The sequence below is a fragment of the Stenotrophomonas sp. JAI102 genome (assembly GCF_013409105.1).
Classification (GTDB): Bacteria; Pseudomonadota; Gammaproteobacteria; order Xanthomonadales; family Xanthomonadaceae; genus Stenotrophomonas; species Stenotrophomonas maltophilia_AA.
This window is the reverse complement of record NZ_JACCCI010000004.1, coordinates 337,429-354,548: the sequence shown is the minus strand read 5'-3', so window position 1 is coordinate 354,548 and position 17,120 is coordinate 337,429. Positions and strand designations below refer to the sequence as shown.

The 17,120-nt window shown below is 67.9% G+C and carries 19 protein-coding genes; 8 read left to right on the top strand and 11 right to left on the bottom strand.

All coding sequences use genetic code 11. The features are described from left to right. The first annotated feature begins 96 nt into the window (after positions 1-96). Positions 97-633 (top strand): DNA-3-methyladenine glycosylase I, encoded by a 537-nt coding sequence (locus HDC96_RS16775; protein WP_179460936.1) that lies wholly within the window; start codon positions 97-99, stop codon positions 631-633. Further along, positions 630-1,769 (top strand): hypothetical protein, encoded by a 1,140-nt coding sequence (locus HDC96_RS16770; RefSeq protein WP_179460935.1) that lies wholly within the window; start codon positions 630-632, stop codon positions 1,767-1,769. The genes HDC96_RS16775 and HDC96_RS16770 overlap by 4 nt, the downstream gene beginning before the upstream one ends. Before the next feature lie 7 nt (positions 1,770-1,776). Here the strand turns inward: HDC96_RS16770 and HDC96_RS16765 are convergent, their stop codons facing one another. Then, complete coding sequence (locus tag HDC96_RS16765; protein ID WP_179460934.1) at positions 1,777-2,484, bottom strand: YitT family protein; 708 nt, start codon at positions 2,482-2,484, stop codon at positions 1,777-1,779. Positions 2,485-2,671: 187 nt separating this feature from the next. On the opposite strand from HDC96_RS16765, the gene HDC96_RS16760 reads away from it, so the two are divergent. Further along, positions 2,672-3,493 carry an alpha/beta hydrolase gene (locus tag HDC96_RS16760; protein WP_179460933.1) on the top strand — a complete coding sequence of 274 codons (822 nt, stop codon included), beginning with the start codon at positions 2,672-2,674 and terminating at the stop codon, positions 3,491-3,493. Between the two features lie 87 nt (positions 3,494-3,580). On the opposite strand, the gene HDC96_RS16755 is transcribed toward HDC96_RS16760, so the two are convergent. Together HDC96_RS16755 and HDC96_RS16750 are read right to left on the bottom strand one after the other, a co-directional pair. Further along, on the bottom strand, positions 3,581-4,717 hold the full coding sequence (locus tag HDC96_RS16755) for a PilT/PilU family type 4a pilus ATPase (RefSeq protein ID WP_179460932.1): 1,137 nt from the start codon (positions 4,715-4,717) through the stop codon (positions 3,581-3,583). 51 nt (positions 4,718-4,768) lie between these two features. Continuing rightward, positions 4,769-5,806, bottom strand: a complete 1,038-nt coding sequence (locus HDC96_RS16750) for a type IV pilus twitching motility protein PilT (RefSeq protein WP_038690018.1) — start codon at positions 5,804-5,806, stop codon at positions 4,769-4,771. 108 nt (positions 5,807-5,914) lie between these two features. Here HDC96_RS16750 and HDC96_RS16745 point away from each other — a divergent pair, with 108 nt between their 5' ends. The 3 genes from HDC96_RS16745 to HDC96_RS16735 are packed head-to-tail and all read left to right on the top strand — an operon-like array spanning position 5,915 to position 8,107. After that, positions 5,915-6,595, top strand: a complete 681-nt coding sequence (locus HDC96_RS16745; protein WP_179460931.1) for a YggS family pyridoxal phosphate-dependent enzyme — start codon at positions 5,915-5,917, stop codon at positions 6,593-6,595. 27 nt (positions 6,596-6,622) lie between these two features. Next, positions 6,623-7,444 (top strand): pyrroline-5-carboxylate reductase, encoded by an 822-nt coding sequence (gene proC, locus HDC96_RS16740; RefSeq protein WP_179460930.1) that lies wholly within the window; start codon positions 6,623-6,625, stop codon positions 7,442-7,444. Between the two features lie 60 nt (positions 7,445-7,504). Continuing rightward, positions 7,505-8,107 (top strand): short chain dehydrogenase, encoded by a 603-nt coding sequence (locus tag HDC96_RS16735; RefSeq protein WP_179460929.1) that lies wholly within the window; start codon positions 7,505-7,507, stop codon positions 8,105-8,107. Between the two features lie 25 nt (positions 8,108-8,132). Here the strand turns inward: HDC96_RS16735 and soxR are convergent, their stop codons facing one another. Beyond that, positions 8,133-8,567 carry a redox-sensitive transcriptional activator SoxR gene (gene soxR / locus HDC96_RS16730; RefSeq protein ID WP_179460928.1) on the bottom strand — a complete coding sequence of 145 codons (435 nt, stop codon included), beginning with the start codon at positions 8,565-8,567 and terminating at the stop codon, positions 8,133-8,135. Between the two features lie 91 nt (positions 8,568-8,658). Between soxR and HDC96_RS16725 the strand changes: the two genes are divergently transcribed. Beyond that, positions 8,659-10,032 (top strand): MFS transporter, encoded by a 1,374-nt coding sequence (locus HDC96_RS16725; protein ID WP_179460927.1) that lies wholly within the window; start codon positions 8,659-8,661, stop codon positions 10,030-10,032. Between the two features lie 19 nt (positions 10,033-10,051). Here the strand turns inward: HDC96_RS16725 and HDC96_RS16720 are convergent, their stop codons facing one another. Both HDC96_RS16720 and HDC96_RS16715 read right to left on the bottom strand, forming a co-directional pair. Further along, positions 10,052-11,959 carry an alpha/beta fold hydrolase gene (locus tag HDC96_RS16720; protein WP_257018787.1) on the bottom strand — a complete coding sequence of 636 codons (1,908 nt, stop codon included), beginning with the start codon at positions 11,957-11,959 and terminating at the stop codon, positions 10,052-10,054. Between the two features lie 38 nt (positions 11,960-11,997). After that, the gene (locus HDC96_RS16715; protein WP_179461004.1) at positions 11,998-12,975 is read right to left on the bottom strand and encodes a DUF4105 domain-containing protein; all 978 of its coding nucleotides are present in this window, start codon (positions 12,973-12,975) and stop codon (positions 11,998-12,000) included. Positions 12,976-13,186: 211 nt separating this feature from the next. On the opposite strand from HDC96_RS16715, the gene HDC96_RS16710 reads away from it, so the two are divergent. Continuing rightward, positions 13,187-13,393, top strand: coding sequence for a hypothetical protein (locus HDC96_RS16710; protein WP_179460925.1), 207 nt, complete (start codon positions 13,187-13,189; stop codon positions 13,391-13,393). Here the strand turns inward: HDC96_RS16710 and HDC96_RS16705 are convergent. The 5 genes from HDC96_RS16705 to HDC96_RS16685 all read right to left on the bottom strand — a co-directional run bounded on the left by HDC96_RS16705 (position 13,390) and on the right by HDC96_RS16685 (position 17,113). Beyond that, a complete protein-coding gene (locus HDC96_RS16705; protein ID WP_241696635.1) occupies positions 13,390-13,614 on the bottom strand; it encodes a hypothetical protein in 225 nt (74 codons plus the stop codon). The genes HDC96_RS16710 and HDC96_RS16705 overlap by 4 nt on opposite strands. Positions 13,615-13,730: 116 nt before the next feature. Further along, positions 13,731-14,609 carry an SDR family NAD(P)-dependent oxidoreductase gene (locus tag HDC96_RS16700; RefSeq protein ID WP_179460924.1) on the bottom strand — a complete coding sequence of 293 codons (879 nt, stop codon included), beginning with the start codon at positions 14,607-14,609 and terminating at the stop codon, positions 13,731-13,733. An 86-nt stretch (positions 14,610-14,695) separates the two neighbouring features. Further along, positions 14,696-15,079, bottom strand: a complete 384-nt coding sequence (locus tag HDC96_RS16695) for a YbjQ family protein (RefSeq protein ID WP_088432854.1) — start codon at positions 15,077-15,079, stop codon at positions 14,696-14,698. A 120-nt stretch (positions 15,080-15,199) separates the two neighbouring features. Beyond that, entirely contained in the window at positions 15,200-15,496 is a 297-nt protein-coding gene (locus HDC96_RS16690; protein WP_179460923.1) for a hypothetical protein, read from the bottom strand. Positions 15,497-15,595: 99 nt separating this feature from the next. Further along, positions 15,596-17,113, bottom strand: a complete 1,518-nt coding sequence (locus HDC96_RS16685; RefSeq protein WP_179460922.1) for an alpha/beta fold hydrolase — start codon at positions 17,111-17,113, stop codon at positions 15,596-15,598. Positions 17,114-17,120 lie beyond the last annotated feature (7 nt).

Here is a 17,120-nt window from a genome sequence, read left to right as displayed (position 1 = left end):
CCGCTGGCCGTGATGTGCGCTTTCGCGCTGACATAATGCAGGCCTGCGCACGTGCCCCGGCCCGCGCGCCTGATCCGCCATCGCAAGGAGCTGCACGTGTCCGGTTACTGCCTCATCGCCCCCGGCCATCCGGTCCACGGCCACTACCACGACCACGAATACGGCTTCCCGCAGCGCGAGGAGCGCGAATTGTTCGAGCGGCTGATCCTGGAGATCAACCAGGCCGGCCTGAGCTGGGAAACCATCCTGAAGAAGCGCGAGGGCTTCCGCGCCGCGTACGACGGCTTCGAGGTGGACACGGTGGCCGCCTATGGCGAGCGCGACATCGAGCGCCTGCTCAACGATGCCCGGATCATCCGCAACCGGCTCAAGGTCCATGCGGCGGTCCACAACGCCCAGGTGATCCAGCAGTTGCGGGCCAGCCACGGCAGCTTCGTCGCCTGGCTGGATGCCCACCATCCGCTGGACAAGGCCGGCTGGGTGAAGCTGTTCAAGAAGACCTTCCGCTTCACCGGCGGGGAGATCACCGGCGAGTTCCTGATGAGCCTGGGCTACCTGCCCGGCGCGCACAGCCCGGACTGCCCCGTGTTCAAGCGCATCGACACCCTCCAGCCCGCGTGGCGCCGGGCATGAGGCACACCGCACTGCGGGCCGCGCTGCTCGCCGCTCTCACCCTCCCCTCGCTGGCCAACGCCACCGGCCTGGACGACGTGCTGGCGCGCCTGCGCGCGGAAATCGCCGCGATGCCGGCCGACGACCCCGCCCCGATCGACACCGTGCTGGCCCGTTACCGCGATGAGACCGGCATCGACCTGCAGATTCCGGTGGCCGGCGACAGCGATGCGCCGCTGCCCGCGCTGGTGCGTCCGCCCACGGTCACCGCGGCCGATTGGGACGCGGTGAGCCGCTACCTGCGCGAGACCGATGCCCAGCACACCGTGCCGGTGGAGATGGGCGAGCTGTCGCTGTCCCTGCTCGATCTGGATGGCGACGGCCAGCGCGACCTGGTGCAGAGCGCCTACAGCGGCGGCACCGGCCTGTACACGCAGGTGGACATGCTGCGGCGGGATCCGCAGCGCGGCTTCGTCGTGTCGGATAGCCTGGACCCGCAGCGCTCCTGGGCACAGGGCCAGTACGGGCTCAGCGGGCGCGGCGCCGATCAGGGACTGTACTGGCTGCGCATCGACGGGGTCAGCTACATCGCCTACCGCGACGGCGACTATTACGGCGACACCCTGCTGCTGAACCGGCCGCTGTCGGCCGACCCGCGCGAGCGCAGCCCCACGCAGCAGTTGAAGGTGCGCTACGGCCGCGAGCATCGGCTGGCCGATCCGGTCATGCATATCGACGGCGATCCGCTGGATGCCCGGGCGACGGCGATCGCCGCCGACCGCCGCCTGCTCCGGCACATCGAGCGGCTGCTGGGCGCGCTGACCCTCGATGGCGACGGCGGCGCGCATTTCGGCGACGAGCAGGGACGCTGCCCGGTTCCGGCCGGCACCGACCCCGGTGAAGCGGAGATCTGGCCGTGGCGGGGCGCGGGCAGCTACACCTTCGACACCGCCGCGGACACCGTGATCCGCTCGGGCCGCCAGTGCTACAGCGCCACCCTCATCGCCCTGCGCAGCAGCTATGCCGGCGACCATGCGCTGTGCTGCCAGCTGTGGTTGTACCGCGGCCCCGGCGAGCAGGTGGCCACGCTGGACCTGCGCAGCCGCCGCTGGGTCTCCGGCGTAACCCTCGTGCCGGTCCCGCCGCAGGGGGAATGACCGGGCGTCAGACGCCCATGTAGCGGCCCGGGCGGTGGTTGAACATCAGCACCAGGCTGAGCACCACCGCGCCGATCGCCGAGTACATCACCTTGGACGGGGACAGCACCGAGAACGCCACGCACATCAGCAGCGTATCGAAGGACATCTGCACCTTGCCGGCGCTCCAGCCGCGGGTGCGCTGCAGGTAGACCGCCAGGATGCCGATGCCGCCGAGGCTGGCCCGGTGGCGGATGTAGAACAGGATGCCCAGGCCGGCCAGCGCCCCACCGACGATCGCCGAGTACAGCGAGCTCATGTGGGCGAAATCGGCCCAGCGCGGCAGCAGGTCGGTCAGCACGCCGCAGGCGGTGACCGCGGCGAAGGTCTTCAGGGTGAACTCCCAGCCCATGCGCCGCACGGCCACCCAATAGAACGGCAGGTTGACCAGCACGAATACCAGGCCGAAGTTCCAGCCGAAGGCGTAGTGGGCCAGGAACGCCAGCCCGGCCATGCCACCGATCATCAGCCCGCCCTTGGCGAAGATCGCCAGGCCGAGCGAGGCGACCAGGGTCGCCAGGACCATGCCCTGCACGTCCTCGGCCACGGAATGGCGCAGGGCTTTCTCGTCGGCCACGGTGCCGGCGCTGTCCGGTGGCGGGGTCAGCGGACCTGCGGTGACCAGGTGGCCGTCGGCGTCGTCGCACGGCGCGGGGCCATGGGAATCAAGGGACATGGGGGTGGGGGGTGTGACGTGGGGAGCGGTATTAGACACGATCGGCGTGACAGATGCTGCTGAAATCGATTCAGCCGGCCCAGGGACGCGAAATCGACATCCGCCGTTCATCCCGGCTGAACACCCTGCAGCTGCAGCATGCACGGGTACCCCGCTGTGCCCCTCCCTCCCTCAGGAGTTCCGTGCCATGCCCTACGTGACCACCGCCGACAACACCGAGATCTTCTACAAAGACTGGGGCAAGGGTCAGCCCCTCGTGTTCCATCACGGCTGGCCGCTCAGCGCCGATGACTGGGATACCCAGCTGCAGTTCTTCCTGCTGCAGGGCTACCGCGTGATCGCCCACGACCGCCGCGGCCATGGCCGCTCATCGCAGACCAGTGGTGGGCATGACATGGACACCTACGCCGCCGACGTCAACGCGCTGGCCGACCACCTGGACCTGCGCGATGCGATCCACATCGGGCATTCCACCGGGGGCGGCGAAGTCGCGCACTACGTGGCGCAGGCCAAACCCGGACGCGTGGCCAAGGCCGTGCTGATCGGGGCGGTGCCGCCGATCATGGTCAAGAGTGACGCCAACCCGGGCGGCACGCCGAAGGAGGTCTTCGATGGCTTCCGGCAGGCACTGGTGGCCGGCCGTGCGGCGTTCTACCGCGAGGTGCCGATTCCGTTCTACGGCTTCAACCGCGAGGGCACGCCCCCGCAGCAGGGCATCGTCGACAACTGGTGGCGGCAGGGCATGATGGGCGCGATCAACGCGCACTACGACTGCATCCAGGCTTTCTCGGAAACCGACTTCACCGAAGACCTGAAAAAGATCGACGTCCCGGTGCTGGTGATGCACGGCGACGACGACCAGATCGTGCCGATCGCCGATTCGGCGGAGCTGGCGATCACGCTGCTCAGGCACGGCACGCTGAAGGTCTACAAGGGCTATCCGCACGGGATGTGTACGACCCATGCGGACGTGATCAACGCGGACCTGTTGGCGTTCATCCGCGGGTGAGGCGTGTGCCGACCAACGGTCGGCACCTACCCGGGATGCGTGGCACCGGTAGCGCACGACCGTTGGTCGTGCGCCCCACCGCCCCGCTCAGCGGACCTCCGAGATCTCCACCCCATCCAGCCCCTGCGACAGCGTGCGCGCATCGCCGCCTTGGGAGAGCTTGATCCGCAGGCGGACTTCGTTCTGCGAATCGGCGTAACGCAGCGCGTCTTCGTAGCTGATCTCGCCCGCCTGGTACAGCTCGAACAGGCTCTGGTCGAAGGTGCGCATGCCCAGCTGCACCGACTCCTTCATCACTTCCTTGAGCTTGTGGATCTCGCCGTCGCGGATGTAATCCTGCACCAGCGGCGTGCCCAGCATGATCTCCATCGCCACCTTGCGCGACTTGCCATCCGGCGAAGGAATCAACTGCTGGGCGACCACGCCCTTGAGGTTCAGCGACAGATCCATCAGCAGCTGGTTGCGGCGGTCTTCCGGGAAGAAGTTGATGATGCGGTCCATCGCCTGGTTGGCGTTGTTGGCGTGCAGCGTGCACAGCACCAGGTGGCCGGTTTCAGCGAAGGCGATGGCGTGGTCCATGCCCTCGCGGGTACGGACTTCGCCGATCATGATCACGTCCGGCGCCTGGCGCAGCGTGTTCTTCAGCGCGGCTTCCCAGCTGTCGGTATCGATGCCGACTTCACGCTGGGTGATGATGCAGCCCTCGTGCTTGTGCACGAATTCGATCGGGTCTTCGATGGTGATGATGTGGCCGGTCGAGTTGTGGTTGCGATAGCCGATCATCGCCGCCAGCGAGGTGGACTTGCCGGTGCCGGTGGCGCCCACGAACAGGATGATGCCGCGCTTGGTCATCGCCAGCGTCTTGATGATCGGCGGCAGGTTGAGCTCTTCCACGGTGGGAATGCGCGTCTCGATCCGGCGCAGCACCATGCCGACCTGGTTGCGCTGGTAGAAGCAGCTCACGCGGAAGCGGCCGACACCGGACAGGCCGATGGCGAAGTTGCATTCGTGGGTCTTCTCGAACTCTTCGCGCTGCGCCGGCGTCATCACGTTCAGCACCAGGTCGCGGCTCTGCTGCGGCGTCAACGGGGTCTGGGTGATCGGCGAGATCTTGCCGTTGACCTTGATCGCCGGCGGCATGCCCGCGGTGATGAACAGGTCCGACGCCTTCTGGTGCGCCATCAGCTTGAGGAACGAGGTGAAGTCGATGGTGGTGGTGCTCATCGCGGTGTACTCCGAAGGTTTTCAGGAGCCGGCCAGCGGCCGGCACTACCACTATTCGAAAATCCGCTTGTCCTTGGCGTACTCGCGCGCCTGGTTGCGGGTGATCAGGCTGCGCTTGACCAGGTCCTGCAAGTGCTGGTCCAGGGTCATCATGCCCATCTGCTGGCCGGTCTGGATCGCCGAGTACATCTGCGCGACCTTGTCTTCGCGGATCAGGTTGCGGATGGCCGGGGTGCCGACCATGATTTCCCAGGCCGCGGTACGCCCGCCACCGACCTTCTTCAGCAGCGCCTGCGAGATCACCGCGCGCAGCGACTCGGACAGCATCGAGCGCACCATCGGCTTTTCGCCGGCGGGGAACACGTCGATGATGCGGTCGATGGTCTTGGCCGCCGAGCTGGTGTGCAGCGTACCGAACACCAGGTGGCCGGTTTCCGCAGCGGTCAGCGCCAGGCGGATCGTTTCCAGATCGCGCAGTTCGCCGACCAGGATGATGTCCGGGTCTTCACGCAGGGCCGAGCGCAGCGCTTCGTTGAAGCCATGCGTATCACGATGCACTTCGCGCTGGTTGATCAGGCACTTCTGCGAGGTGTGCACGAATTCGATCGGATCCTCGACGGTGAGGATGTGGCCGTATTCGTTCTTGTTGATGTGGTCGATCATCGCCGCCAGCGTGGTCGACTTGCCCGAACCGGTCGGGCCGGTGACCAGGATCAGGCCCTGCGGCTGGTCGATCAGCTCGCGGAAGATCGGCGGCACGGCCAGGTCTTCCAGCGTAAGCACCTCGGACGGAATGGTACGGAACACCGCACCCGCGCCGCGGTTCTGGTTGAAGGCGTTGACACGGAAGCGCGCCAGCGAGGGAATCTCGAACGAGAAATCGACCTCGAGGAATTCTTCGTAATCGCGACGCTGCTTGTCCGACATGATGTCGTACACCAGCGCGTGGACCTGCTTGTGGTCCAGGGCCGGAATGTTGATGCGGCGGACATCGCCGTCGACGCGGATCATCGGCGGCAGGCCGGCCGACAGATGAAGATCCGACGCTTTGTTCTTTACAGAAAACGCCAATAGTTCGGCGATATCCATGCGCTGCTACTCCCCATGACTGCTACGACTGGAAGGTTCTTTCCCCGGGCGGCAGTATAGAGCGAGATGTGCACAATACGCTCCAGCCCCTGATCCACCGGACCCGCCGTGACCACCCAGACCCTGCCTGCCATCCTGACGAACCTGCACAACGCGGCGGTGGCCGCCGGGCGGCCAGATCCCGCCCTGCTGGCAGTCTCCAAGACCCAGCCGGCCGAGGCCGTGCAGGCCCTGGCCGCACAGGGCCAGCGGGCCTTCGGCGAGAACTACGTGCAGGAAGCAGTGGCCAAGATCGAGGCGTTGGCGACACTGGGCCTGGAATGGCACCTGATCGGCCACCTGCAGTCCAACAAGGCCGAGCTGGCCGCCCGCCATTTCGACTGGGTGCAGAGCGTGGACCGCTTCAAGCTGGTCACCGCGCTGGCCGCGCACCGCCCGGCCGGCCAGCCGCCGCTGAACGTGCTGATCCAGGTCAACATCGATGACGAGGACAGCAAGCACGGCTGCGCCCCACAGGACATCCAGACCCTCGCCGCTGCCATCGCCGCCGCACCGCAGCTGCGCCTGCGCGGGCTGATGGCGATCCCGGCGCCCTGGCCGGAGGCGGACCGCCGGCAGGCGGCCTTCACCACCATGGCCGCGTTGTTCGCCACCCTGGCCACAGCGCATCCGCAGGTGGATACGCTGTCGATGGGGATGAGCAGCGACTACCCTGAAGCCATCGCCCATGGCGCCACGATGGTCCGCATCGGCACCGCGCTGTTCGGCGCCCGCCCGCGACCGGCCTGAGCGCCCCGCCCGTTCCAAGGAGAGTTCATGAGCACGTTCCCCATAACCTTCATCGGCGGCGGCAACATGGCCCGCAGCTTGATCGCCGGCCTGGTCCGCCAGGGCGTGGCCCCGGCCAGCCTCCATGTCGCCGAGCCGGTGACCGAACTGCGTGAGCAGCTGACTGCCGAGTTCGGCATCAGGACGTACGCCAGCGCGAGCGAAGCCGCCGCGCAGGGCACGGTCTGGGTGCTGGCCGTGAAGCCCCAGGTGCTGCGCGATGTCTGCGCGTCGCTGACCGATATCGCGCACGGCAAGCAGCCGCTGGTGGTCTCGATCGCCGCAGGCATCACCAGCGGCCAGCTGGACCGGTGGCTGGGTGGCGGCCAGGCCGTCGTCCGCGCGATGCCCAACACGCCGGCCCTGCTCGGCGCCGGCGTCACCGGACTGTTCGCCACCGCCGCGGTGAGCGACGCGCAGCGCGCGCAGGCCGATACCGTGCTGGCCAGCGCCGGGCGCACCGTGTGGATCGATGACGAAGCGCGCATGGATGCGGTCACCGCCGTCTCGGGAAGTGGCCCGGCCTACGTGTTCCTGCTGGCGGAAGCGATGGAAGCCGCCGGCATCGCCCAGGGCCTCCCCGCCGACGCGGCCCGCACGCTGGTCGTGCAGACCCTGCTCGGTGCCTCGCGCATGCTGGATGAATCCGGCGAAGCCCCCGCCGAACTGCGCCGCCGCGTGACCTCGCCGAACGGCACCACCCAGGCCGCGATCGAGAGCTTCCAGGCGGACGGGTTCGAAGCCATGGTCGCGCGCGCGATCGACGCGGCGACGACGCGCGGGCAGGCATTGTCGGCGGCGAATGATTGACGACCAGACGCAGCCACGCATGGCGTGGCGCTACCCCCTACGTTTACGGGAGACATGCACATGAAGATCCTGCTTGTCGGTGCCAGCGGCACCCTCGGCCAGGCGGTCGCCAACACACTCGGCGTCCACCACGAACTGATCCGCGCCGGTCGCCACGGCGGCGACGTGCAGGTCGATCTGACCGACGATGCCAGCGTGGACGCGCTGTTCGCGAAGGTGGGCAAGGTCGATGCGGTGATCGCCACCACCGGCCAGGTGCACTTCGGTCCGCTGGCGCAGATGCGGCCGGCCGACTTCAATCGGGGGCTGCAGGACAAGCTGCTCGGGCAGGTGCGGTTGAGCCTGGCCGCCCAGCATCACCTGAACACCGGCGGCTCGATCACCCTGACCAGCGGCATCATCAGCGCCCAGCCGATCCGCGATGGTGCCAACGCCACGGCCGCCAACGCCGCGCTGGAAGGGTTCGTGCGTGCGGCCGCCTGCGAACTGCTGCCGCGCGGACTGCGCATCAATGCAGTCAGCCCGAACGTGCTGGCCGAGTCGATGGACGACTACGGTGCGTATTTCCCGGGCTTTGAACCGGTGACGGCGCAGCGCGCGTCGCTGGCGTACCAGCGCAGCGTGGAAGGGATACAGAGCGGGCAGGTGTTCACCGTCTGGTGAGGGCGGTGCCGGCCAGCGGCCGGCACTACTCCCAGCGGCGGGGCCCATCGCCCTGATCGCCCAGCGTGTCGCCGGGATTGGTCAGCCGGCAGCGCTTCAACGACAGGCACCCACAGCCGATGCAGTCGGTGAGCTGGTCGCGCAGCAGCAGCAACTGCTCGATGCGCTGGTCCAGCTCGCTGCGCCACAGCGCCGACATCTTGGCCCACTCGGCCTTGGTCGGCGTCTTGTTCTCGGGCAGGGCGGCAAAGGCGGTCGCCACCGCTTCCAACGGCATTCCGACCCGCTGGGCCACGCGGATCACCGCCAGCCGGCGCAGCACATCACGGGCGAAACGGCGCTGGTTGCCGGCCGTGCGCAGGCAGCGGATCAGCCCCTTGCGCTCGTAGAAATGCAACGCCGAGACGGCCACGCCGCTCCGCTTGGCGACTTCGCCTACACTCAGTTCCTGCGCGATCACTGCTTGACCTCAACCATGGTTCAGGTGGCATCCTGCGCGCCGCCGGGGGTGTACTGCAAGCCCGGCCCTCCTCCCGATGTCTGGAATCCGCATGTCCGCTGACGCTTCCTCCCCGCCCGCCACCGCTCCGGTGGAGGACGCCCCTATTCCGTCGATCCTGTCGCCGGCCTATCGCGCGACCACGATCGGCATGGTCGCGCTGATCTCGCTGCATGCCTTCGAGGCCCTGGCCGTGGCCGCGGCGATGCCGACCGTGGCCCACGACCTGGACGGACTGCGCCTGTACGCCCTGGCGTTCGGCGGCACCCTGGCCACCAGCGTGATCGGGATGACGCTGTCCGGGCGCTGGAGCGACCAGCGCGGCCCGGCGCGGCCGCTGTGGCTGGGCCTGGCCTGTTTCATCGCGGGCCTGCTGGTGGCCGGTTTCGCCCAGCACATGCCGATGCTAGTGTTCGGGCGCCTGATGCAGGGGCTGGGCGCCGGTGCGATTTCGGTCGCGCTGTACGTGCTGGTCGGACGCTCATTTCCCGAGCCGATGCGGCCGCGCGTCTTCGCGGCGTTCTCCGCCGGCTGGGTGGTCCCGTCGCTGATCGGCCCCAGCATCAGCGGCCTGATCGTGCAGCACCTCGGCTGGCGCTGGGTGTTCCTGATCGTGCCGCTGCTGGCGATCCCGGCCGCGATGCTGCTGCGCCCCGCCCTGCGGCAGGTCGGCGTAGTGACAGCGGGCAGCACCGGCCGCAACGTCGTGCCGTGGGCAGTGGGGGCCTCGTTGGGCGCGCTGGCCCTGTACATCGGCGGGCAGCAGCAGGGATGGCATGCCGTGGCGCTGCTGATGCCGGCGCTGGGCGTGCTGGCGCTGTGCAGCTGGAAGTTGTTGCCGACCGGCACGCTGACCCTGCGTCGCGGACTGCCCAGCGTGATCGCGCTGCGCGGGATCGCGGCCTCCGCGTTCTTCGGCTGCGAAGCATTCCTGCCCTTGCTGCTGCAGCGCGAACGTGGCTTGACGCCCGTCGTGGCCGGTATCGCACTGAGCCTGGGCGCGCTGGGCTGGTTCTCCGGCTCGTGGCTGCAGGGCCACCAGCAGCGTGGCTGGTCGCGCCGACAGTTGCTGCAGGCCGGCGCGCTGCTGATGTGCGTGGGCATCCTGGCCACGTCGCTGGCGATCCAGCCGGGCATGCCGCTGTGGTCGGCGATGGTCGGCTGGGTGCTGACCGGGCTGGGCATGGGCTTGATCTATCCCAGCCTCTCGGTGCTCACCCTGTCGCTGTCACCGCCGGCACAGCAGGGTGCCAATACCTCCGCCCTGCAGCTCAGCGAGGCCCTTGCCGTCGCGACCACGCTGGCCGTGTCCGGCTCGCTGTTCGCGCTGTTCCTCGACGGCCGGGAAGCGCTGGGTTACCTGCTGACCTTCGCGATCATGCTGGTGTTGGCGCTGTCGAGCGTCGTCGTCGCGCGGCGCATCTGACCGTCACCGGACACGCCCCTTACGGGTGCGTGTCGCCGACCTCTTTCAGATCCTCGCGCAGGATGCGGCGGATCTCCAGCACGGCCTGCGGGGTTTCCTGCACGCTGTGCCCGGAGATGATCACCTTCTCCGAGACCGCGCCGTCCAGGTGCGCGCTCCAGTACGGCACCAGCCCATCGTCGGACTGCAGCAGCGGCACGTCCGGTTTGCGCTGGGCGATGATCGAGTGGTACTTCAGGCCCGGCGTGATCGGCAGCGCACCGGCCGCTTTCACGAACGGATCGCTGGCCTTGAGGTTGTCGATGCTGTTGGGAATCTGCAGCTTGGTGGTGCTGTTGGCCGATTCGGATTCCTGCAGGGTCAGGAACACATCCTCGAACTTGCCCAGGATGGTGATCGGCAGCCGCACCAGCCGGCCGATCAGACGCCCTACCCGATTGCCCGCGATATCCGTGCCCTTGTGCGGGGCGGCGATGAAGATCGCCCGCTCCACGTTCGGTTCGGCCGTGAAGTGCAGCAGCGGGCCCAGCTTGGTTTCGACCCGCTTGAGGCGCTCGCCCTTGAGGTCGTAGTTGGCCAGCAGGTCGTTCCAGAGCACATCACCGGAAGACGTCACCAGCAGGCGCGCGAGCACGCCGCCCATGCTGTGCCCGATGAACACCATGTCCTTGGCGGCCGGCGTGCTGCCGGTCGGATCGAAGTGCTTGAGCGTGTTGTCGAAGGCCTGGTTGATCTCGTGGCGGTTGAGCGCGATCGGGGCATTGGTCGGGTAATACACCTGCCAGACCTGGAAGTGCCGGCGCAGCTCGGGATCGCCCATGATCTCGTTGGCCACGTTCACCCAGGCCTCCGGGCTGCTGCCCAGGCCGTGCAGCATGAAGATGATGCGGCGGTTCGGATCCCACGGCTGCATCAGGTACATGTGCGGCGCGCCGATACCTTCGCTCAGGCCGAACAGCGTGCGCAGCGACTGCGTGGCAAAGCCGGACTGCGCCAGCCACATACCGTAGGCGGCGGTGAAGTTGCCGGCCAGCGGCACCTTCTCACCGTGCAGGTCCACGCTTTCGGTGGACTCGGGCGAGTACACATCGAACAGCACCTGGGTGGTATCGAGCACCTGCCGCAGGTCGTTGCCCTTGAAACGCAGCAGCGCGGTGGCGTTGATCGCCGACATCTCGCTGTACTGCGGAATCTCCGCCCTTTCGCCATCGGCCGGGGCCACCAGCGTGGGCGGGTCCATGATCACCACCAGCTCCGCACCAAAGCCGTCGCGCCGATAGGTGCTGCGCAGGCCGGCAAAGCTCACCGCCGAGGCGGACACCATCCGGGTCGGGATGCTCTGCATGCGCAGCTCATCGAAATCGGAGGTCAGCGTCCAGCGCTCACCGGCCACCGCGGCGTTGTAGTCCTCGCCCTCGAGCGCGCTTTCGCGGCTGCGCTTGAACACCACCGCGGCGGTCTGCTCGGCGGCGTAGTTGTAGTAATCCCGGACCTGGGTCTGGCGATCCTCGAAGGCGCGGTCGGACGGCGTGCGCCCGCTGAAAAACAGGTACGCATAGGCATAGCGCGCCGCTTCCAGCCACGCATCCAGCGCGGCATCGGACATCGGCGTTTTCTCGCGGTCCTTGGGCTTGGGGGTCAGCGCGAGCGCCGTCTTCACCCAGAGCTCGGACTGCGCCGACAAGCGCTGCTCCTCCGGCAGGACATCGGTATCGGCGAGGGTCTTCTGGCAGGCGGTGACATCCTTTTCGCACTGCGCCACGTCCATGCCGATCACGCTCAGCGTTTCCTGCGAGGCGGCGCTGAGCTTGCCCGAGGTGAGCACGTCGCCACGCTTGTTGGCGAGGTACTCGGTCGGGGCCACCTGCTTCATGGTGACCATCGCACAGCCGCTGGAGAGCAGCAGCGAGAGCACCACGGACGTCATCGGCACCGCGCGGTGCGCAAGCAGTTTCACAATGGATCTCATGGAACGCTTACCTGCCCTGTCCCCGGAACATCCCGGCGGATCACCTGTGAAAAATCATCGTTTTCATTGCTCGCCCGCGCACGATCGGTAATCCGCCCGCGCGCCTTCAGCGTCTCGAACGGCACGCCCGGCGTGAGCACACCGAGATCGCGCGCGTATTCGGCGAAGTAGCCCGAGGCCAGCAGCCGGTAGTCCATCGGCAGGCCCGGCGCGATCTGCCTGGCCAGTTCGTACACGATGGTCGTGCAGTTGCTGGTCAGCGTGTTGTAGAACGCCGGCGCGGCATCCAGCTTGCGGGCCTCGCCCAGGTAGGACATGAAGAGTGCCTTGAGCTGCGCCTGGGTCATGCCGTGCAGGCGGTACAGATAGACATCTTCGCCCCGAGCATTGGTGCGCGTGCGCACGATGTCGGTTTCCTCCGAGGCGACCAGGGTCATCTCGAACTTGCGGAAGAACCCGCCGAGCGCGGAGAAGGACTCGCCGCGCTCCTTGCGGATCTCCAGCGAGAACACCAGGTAACGGCCGTCATCGAAGCCGAACGAGATCAGCGTGTGCGCGATCATGGGGCCCATCCAGTAGGACAGGATCAGGTCGGCAGAGCGCAGCTGGTCCAGGTTGTACTCGCGGCGCACCCAGCGCGCGTCGTAGTCGGTCTCGCTGCGCCAGGTGAAGTCACGGACGTTGTCGAGCACCACGCGCGAACCATCAACCTGCACCACCTTCAGGCGCTGGGCGACATCATCGGCCCAGACCCGGTCCTGGCGTGGGGTCAGCAGCAGCCACCAGATGCCCGAGATCACCAGCGCCACGCCGTACAGCACGCCCGGCCAGCGCCCGGCGCGCGCACGCGCCACGCCGACCGCCCCGGTGACGGCGAACACCGCCCACACCCCGATCAGCAGATACCTCACCCAGCCCGGACCCGGCAGCTGGTAGGCCAGCAAACCGGTGATCCACAGCGCCGCCAGCAGCATCAGCAGCGCCAGCCCCCATCGTCCTGCCTTCTTCACGCATCGATCCGTCGTCTATCCGGGGCGCTAGTTAGCCATAACCCCTGTGTCCGCCGCATGTCGAGCCTGTTCAGCTTCGGGCCGCCGTTCACCCCGGGACCCGGCACCGCCTGGCTCTTCCCGCCGGGCCGGTCGCATACTTGCGCGATCAACGGCCATCAGGTAAGCGCCAAGCATGCAGGGTCTGACCACCGTGGGCGGAGTGCCCATCCAGCGCCACCATCTGCTGCGCTGCCATTGCGGGGCCGTGGTGCTGCGCCTCTACCTGCCCGACGAATACGGCTACAACGTCGGCTGCCTGGACGGGGTCAATCCGTTCGACATCGGCGAGGTACCGGTCAACGACGGGGTCAACCACCCGTCCGATGCGACCCGCGCTTAGCGGCGCTCGCGGCCCGGGCCGATCTTCTGCCACGGGGCCATGCCCTTGCGCCCATGCAGCAGCGGGCGCTTGAGCGGCAGCCGGCGCGGCATCGGAATACCCACCCCGGGTGCGGCTGTATCGTCCTCGCGCAGTGACTCGGCGCGCTGGCCGACCAGCAGCGCTGCCACTTCTTCCAGTCCGTTACGCATGGCGCGGGCCGCCGTCTGCAGGGGATTCATGGCATGTCTCCAACCGGTGTGGGGACGATCTACGCTACTGCCGCGCCGGCATGGAAACCGTGAATGGAATGGGTCAGAAAGATGAAATCGGCCGCTCCAGCAGGCGTACGCCGCCGTCAGCGTGGCTCGACAGCCGCCGTGGCGATCTGCGGCCACTGCCTGGCAACCACCTCGATGTTTCCAGCCACTACGGCCCGCAGATCACGCGGGTAGTGCACACCCTCGGCCTCGGTCAGTCGCGTGGCATGGAACTGGCCGTTGCTGGCGCGCAGGATCCAGCCGCCCTCGATGCAGGCGCGCGAGGCCAGGAACACGACGCCCGGCGCCACGGCCTCCGGGTGCAGCTCGTCCGGCTCGCCTTCCACGCCCCACATCCGGGTTTTGGCCACCGGTGATACCGCATTGACCACGATGCCATGCGCCGCACCTTCGGCCGCCAGCACGTTGACGATCCCGACCGCGGCCGACTTCGCCGCCGCGTACGCCGCCAGCCCGGGCTGCACGTACTGCGGATACAGCGCGCGGTCGGAGGTGGTCAGCACGATGCGGCCATGGCCCTGCGCCTGCATGGCCGGCCATGCGGCCTGGGCTAGCCAGAGCGGCGCCTTGGCCGCGACCGCCATCATGTGGTCGAAACGATCCTCGTCCAGCGCATCGATCCGCTGGTACTCGACCCAGCCCGCGTTGTGCAGGATCACGTCCAGGCGGCCATGCCGTTGCAGGATATCGGCGACCAGCGCGGCGGCCAGGGAGCGGGTCTGGATGTCCTGGCGGCTGGCCTCGACAGAGAGCCCCTCTGCACGCAGACGCGCAACAGCGTGATCGATCCGCTGCGGATCGCGGCCGGTACCGTCCAGCGTGGCGCCCACGTCCTGCATCACCACGTGTGCGCCGCGCTGCGCCAGCAACCGGCTGTAAGCGAAGCCGAGGCCACCCGCGGCGCCGGTGACCAGGGCGACCTGCCCGGCGAAAGAAAGGGTGTCGTTGATCGTCATGCGGACAGCCTCCGCCCTGGGCCGCGCGGATGCCAATACCGATGAGAGCTTGCTGCGATACGCAGGGCGTATCGCGCGCGAGATCCCTAGAGGTGCGTGGGCTCGACGATCACTGCCGTGCCGTAGCACAGCACTTCGGTCAGGCCGGTCATCACGTCGGTGGCGTCATAGCGCATCGCGATGATCGCGTTGGCGCCGAGCAGCCGCGCATGGTTGGACATGTCCCGGTAGGTCTCTTCGCGCGCCTGCTCGCACAGCTGCGTGTAGATGGTGATGTTGCCGCCGAAGATGGTCTGCAGCCCGCCGAGGAAGTTGCCCACGATCGAACGCGAACGCACGGTGATGCCACGCACCACGCCCAGACTGCGCACAACGCGGAAACCCGGCAGCTCCATCGCCGTGGTCACCATGGAATCATCGAGCCGGGTTGCCGGGCCTGCGCGGCCGCCACTGTTGTAAGGATCCGCCATTGCTGCCTCTATCCAGGGTGCGTGCATCGGTCAGGCCAGCGCGCAGGGTGCGGCTGGAGGTGGCGGAAGGATAGCGCCAAGGCGCGCATGGATGTGACGTCCACTCGCCTGCCGACGCCCCTATACCCCGCCGAGCCTGACCACCTGGTACACCGCCACGTTCTGCTCTGCCAGCGCGCGCACCACCTCGGGAATCAGCTGCATCGGCAGGTCCACTTCGTAGCCGTGCGGACGCGGGTGCAGCATAGAGGCGTCGAAATCAAAGGCAGGGTTGCCGCTGGCGCGCTCGACAAGGAACGTGATGATCGCATCGCGAGCAATGCCCTCCCACTCGCCCACTTCGAAGTACACCCGGTACAGCGTGTCGCCATAGTCGTCCGGCGTGCCGTGCACGGAATCCACCGTTGGATCGGTCATCGCGTCCTCCTGTGTTGGCGCAGCGCGCCGGGGTCAGCCGAAACCATACACCTCGGCCGGTTCCCAGCACCTGCACACACGGACGACATCGGATCGTCCTCAGCGACCGCGCGGATCCACCAGATCGCTTTTGCTCTTGGCGAACGCCGGCGCGGCCACCTCGAGCGCGCGGTCCTGCACCGGTCGACCGGCGAGGAAGTTGGTGATGCTCATGGCGATGGCAGGGTTCCCCACCCACAGTTCATTGTCGTGACTGGCGCCACGCACCCGCAGCGTGCGGTTGTCGCTGAAGCCCGGCCGCAGCGCCTCGGCGTTGGCCGGCGGTGTGCGCCCATCCAGCGTGCCACTGATGAACAGCACGGGCACCTTGCTGCGCAGCGGCCCGCGGAAAGCGTCGCCGAGGTCGACCAGCCCCAGGCCATCGCCGAGCTGCGGGAACGGGAAGTTCAGCGCATCACCGAACAGGCTCTCGCGGGCCTGCGCCTCGGCCAGGGCGCGGCGCTGCGGGGTCTGGCCGGAGGCCACATCCATCGCCAGCGACATCGCGCTGTAGCTGCCGTGCTCACTGCGCAGCAGCAGCACCATCGCCGCCAGCAGATCGTAGTTGCCGTGCTCGGCGTCACGGAGGATCAACGGCAGCCACTGCTGGGTCATGCGGCGCCCGAGGCAAGCGGTGATCGCCAGCTGTGCGTCGTACTCGCCGATGGTCACCTCCTTGCCGCCGTGCATGGCACTGCGGCCCTGCCGCGGCCGCTCGCGCAGTGCTGCCAGGACACGCGTGGCCGAGCCGGTGAGATCATCGAATCCCGCCGCCTTGGCCAGCACGCCCAGCTCCGCCAGCAACGCATCGGCCGACAGCGGCAGCTTCAACGTGTCATCCGGCCCCTCGCTCCCCATCAGCACCACGCGCTCGAGACCTGCGCCGTGCAGGCGCACCGTGGCCAGCGCCAGATGCGTGCCGTAGCTCATGCCCCACAGACTGATCTTCGGCACCTTCAACGCGCGCCGCAGGTCCTCCAGATCGCCGGCACTCTCGGCGGTGGTGTAGGCAGCCAGATCCACACCCGCCTCCCGCCAGTACGCCACGCAGCGGGCGGCAACATCACGCAGCGCGGCGAGCGCGGCATCGCGCTGCAGTGGCTGCGCATCATCGAACGTGTGCACATGCGGGCACGCCGGCGGTGGCTCGGACTCACCCGCCCCACGCTGATCGAGCAGCAGCACGTCGGTTTCGCGCCGGACCTGATCGAACACCGGCCAGCGCGGTCCGCGCCCGGTCCCGATCCCCGAGCCACCCGGACCACCGGCCAGATACACCACCGGTGCGGCGCGGCCATCGCCACCGGTCGCCGGCAGGCGTACCACCCGCAGGCGCATGCGCGGTCCGTTCGGATCGGCATGTCGGCGCGGCACCTCCAGGTAGCCCGCCTCGGCCGCGATCGTGCCGTGCTTCTGTGTCTCGAGCGCATACGGGGTGAACACCAACGGCGCCGGCGCATCAGCTGCCAGCACGGGTGCCGCACCGACCAGGGTCAGGCAGAGCGCTGCCCACCGCGTGACCCGCAGGCACAGGCCGGGAGCAGGAGAACGGAACAGGGACATCGGGACGTTGGACATGACGGAC